This window comes from Bacteroidota bacterium, assembly GCA_016213405.1.
Classification (GTDB): domain Bacteria; phylum Bacteroidota; class Bacteroidia; order Palsa-948; family Palsa-948; genus Palsa-948.
This window is the reverse complement of sequence record JACRAM010000083.1, coordinates 1-3,231: the sequence shown is the minus strand read 5'-3', so window position 1 is coordinate 3,231 and position 3,231 is coordinate 1. Positions and strand designations below refer to the sequence as shown.

Sequence of the window (3,231 nt, the reverse complement as noted above, 5' to 3'; positions counted from 1 at the left end):
TCTCGTATTGTCCTGCGAATGATGCGGATGAAAGGTCTTCTCCTATTGCAGACGACCTGACAGCAACCCTTAATTCGTTTATGCCTGTTAATTTTTGAAGGGAGTCAAAAGAGGAGTTTACCTCTTCCATTATAGCGGCAGGTATCTCTGCCTTTTTCAATATGTCATGTATTGTTTCTGTTACTGTGCCGACAAGATGGGGATTGGATATGTCAACACCTTTTAGGATGCCTGCTATCCTTTGAAACAAACCATGCTCATCCAAAAATGTGTTGTACGCATTTGTAGTTATGCAAAAGCCCGGCGGCAGAGGTATTTCCTTGCCTGCCATTAAAATAAGGGAAGCAAGGTTTGACGCCTTTGTGCCAACGATATTAGAAGACAAACTTTCCTTTGAACCGAGAGGGGTTACAAATCCTTTCATATGAAAATACCCTTTTTTATAAGACGGCATCTCGCAAGCGTTTTATATAACTTGCATAGCATTTTAATACAAAAATCTCAAGGATGTAAAAGCCTGACAAAAGACAAAAACCTCCTTGACGCAAGGAAAATGTCTTGATAGATTGAGTATATTCGCATTGCGTCTATCCCTCCAAAATTAGAGGAATATACGCAATGCGGAAATAAACAAGTTGGGTGTAATTGTAAAAGACGACAGTAATATTTTAAAAACTATCTTTGACAAAAGGAAAAATAAAATATGGCATACGAATCGGTAGACAAACTTCAAAAAGCGTTAGTTGAAAATGTTTTTCATTATGCAAAGGACTCAAAAAAGGCAGCGGGACGGGCACTTGGGACTATAGTTGAAATCATTACTTACTATCTCATAAAGACATGGGGATTGAATAATCAAATCTCCATTGAAAGAGGACTTGAAGAATATGGCAACCCCGACATTACTCACAATGTTGAATTTTCGCTTCATCCAATTATTCGCAGTTCGTTTTTGACAATTGACAAGACCGGCAAGTCAATTACTGCCAACAAAATTCTCAAAGCACTTGAAGAACAAAAATATGACTTGAACGGATTTGAAATAAAACCAAATCAACTTTTGAACAACGGTGTTCTTCGCAACGCTTGCACTATTGCAACTTCAAAAAATTCTTTTCTATTATGCAGTATCAAAGCAGACAAAGGCGACAAGTTTGAACTTCACATTTACGAACAAAACAGAAAGCCATATTCAGTTTTTGAATGCAAGAGAGTTGGCGTAGAAGAAGGAATGAGCAAGGGACCTCAAACAATCGAAAAAGCCAAACAAGGTGCTTATGTAGCACGGTCAGCATCTTCACTTCAAAAAATCAGGACTGAATATGGGGAACTTCACGGCATCATTTACAAAAGTGACGGTTCATTCTAACAGTTGGCGTTGTGAGCAATCACGGCAATTGGTTCACTTCTGAAAATCAAAACAAAGAACTAAAAGTTCTTGCACAATCTTATGACTGGTTACTTTTCCTTACTGACAATGGACTTGCAGAGTTCATTGAGAAATTACTTTTCAAACCAACAAAAGAATTTGCTCCAATTCGTGAAGCGTTTATTTCAAGTTACACAGCGACAAAAAAGAAAAACCAATTCACCAAAGTTCAGATGAACATTGAAGCAGATAGAATTTTACTGGACTACTTCAGTAAAAATCTAAACACGATTGAAGGTTGGTTCAACACCATTTCACCCAAGAAAAAAAAGTTATCTACTTTAAAAGATGAGTTAAGAGAATTAAAAAATAAAAACTGGACAGAGATTTTAAAATGAGTGCTGGAAGAAACATAAATACTTTAAGTCAAAGTTGGGGAACGCCATACAAATATGTAAAGGCAGTCAAAGAGGTATTGGGCGGACACATTGATTTAGACCCATGCTCTAATGAATATTCGGTTGTAAAAGCGAAAGTAGAATACACTTTGCCAAAGCATGACGGACTAAAAGAGAGTTGGAACTATCCGACAATCTATGTTAATCCACCATATGGAATTGACAAAGGAAGAGGAACAACAATTAAAAGTTGGCTTGCACGATGCGCTCATGCTTACGAAGAATATAATTCAGAAGTATTAGCTCTTGTTCCTATTGCAGCAAACACAGCACATTGGAAAAAATATGTTTTCACTAAGGCACGAGCAATTTGTTTTCTTTACGACACACGACTTCGTTTTCTTGAAAACGGACAAGACGGTGGGAAAGGTGCTCCAATGGCTTGTGCAATGGTTTATTGGGGAAACAACTACGACAGATTTTATGAAGTGTTCATTGAGCATGGTGCTGTCGTTGACATATCAAATTTAATCGGTGAACAAATTGGGACAGACCGACAGACACTTAAACTTTTCACCAACACAAGAAAAAACAACTACGCCCAACGAGGGCTTACTGCAAGCGGGCAGACAGTGCGAAAAAACTAAGCAATTTTAAATAAACTTTTGTAGCGTAGGACAGTAAAGTGCTTCTAATACCGCCACTTTACCAAGCCCCAAAACGTTATATGTTCATTGCCCCCTGAAAACCGTTGTAAAAATAATAAAATAGTTATATAGTGGAAAATAAAGAAGGAGGTGCGATAAATGGAGACTTTGAAGCATGATGCAATCAATGTGATTTCCAAATTGCCCGAATCGGCGAACATTGACGACATAATGTATGAACTTTATGTAATTGACAAGGTCAGGAAGGGCAAAGAGGCCACAGTGCGCGGGGAGACTATATCCATAGAAGAACTCAGGAGAGAGATGCAGTCGTGGTAATATGGACTAACCCTGCAAAGATTGATTTAAGGGACATTCATGACTATATCGCAAGGGATTCCAAATATTACGCACAGAAGGTATCGCAAGATATTATTGACAAGTCTGAGAAACTAAATCTCTTTCCTGAAATTGGAAGGATTGTCCCGGAAATAGACGACCCAAACATCAGAGAAATCTTTATCTATTCTTACCGTCTTATCTACGAAATTCTGCCAGATAGCGTGCAAGTCCTTGCGCTGATTCATGGGAAGCGGGATTTCATTGGCTTAAAATAATTTAAGAAAACAATAAGAACAGCCCAGTCGGTAAACGTCACCCGAAGTTATCCACCCGCTGTCTGCTCTGGTTGTCTTATGCTGCATAAGCCGTCTTGAATGGATTTTTTTGCAATTTCCAATAAAGATTTATCATTCATATCCTGTGGCATTATTGGTTTGCCTATATTTACGCTAACTCTGGCAGGTCTTATAAATAT

Annotated in this window: 5 protein-coding genes; 4 read left to right on the top strand and 1 reads right to left on the bottom strand. The window is 38.2% G+C overall.

Annotation, left to right across the window (positions count from 1 at the left end):
• Positions 1 to 454, bottom strand: a 454-nt coding sequence (locus HY841_10300; GenBank protein ID MBI4931144.1) for a hypothetical protein, incomplete at its 3' end; no start/stop codon positions are given.
• Positions 455 to 703: 249 nt separating this feature from the next.
• On the opposite strand from HY841_10300, the gene HY841_10295 reads away from it, so the two are divergent.
• From HY841_10295 to HY841_10280, 4 genes are all read left to right on the top strand, one after another.
• A complete protein-coding gene (locus HY841_10295; protein MBI4931143.1) occupies positions 704 to 1,369 on the top strand; it encodes a hypothetical protein in 666 nt (221 codons plus the stop codon).
• Positions 1,370 to 1,380: 11 nt separating this feature from the next.
• Positions 1,381 to 1,767 carry a hypothetical protein gene (locus HY841_10290; GenBank protein MBI4931142.1) on the top strand — a complete coding sequence of 129 codons (387 nt, stop codon included), beginning with the start codon at positions 1,381 to 1,383 and terminating at the stop codon, positions 1,765 to 1,767.
• Positions 1,764 to 2,414, top strand: a complete 651-nt coding sequence (locus HY841_10285) for an N-6 DNA methylase (GenBank protein ID MBI4931141.1) — start codon at positions 1,764 to 1,766, stop codon at positions 2,412 to 2,414. Before HY841_10290 ends, HY841_10285 begins: the two co-directional genes overlap by 4 nt.
• A 332-nt stretch (positions 2,415 to 2,746) precedes the next feature.
• A complete protein-coding gene (locus tag HY841_10280; GenBank protein ID MBI4931140.1) occupies positions 2,747 to 3,031 on the top strand; it encodes a type II toxin-antitoxin system RelE/ParE family toxin in 285 nt (94 codons plus the stop codon).
• The last annotated feature ends 200 nt before the right edge of the window (positions 3,032 to 3,231 follow it).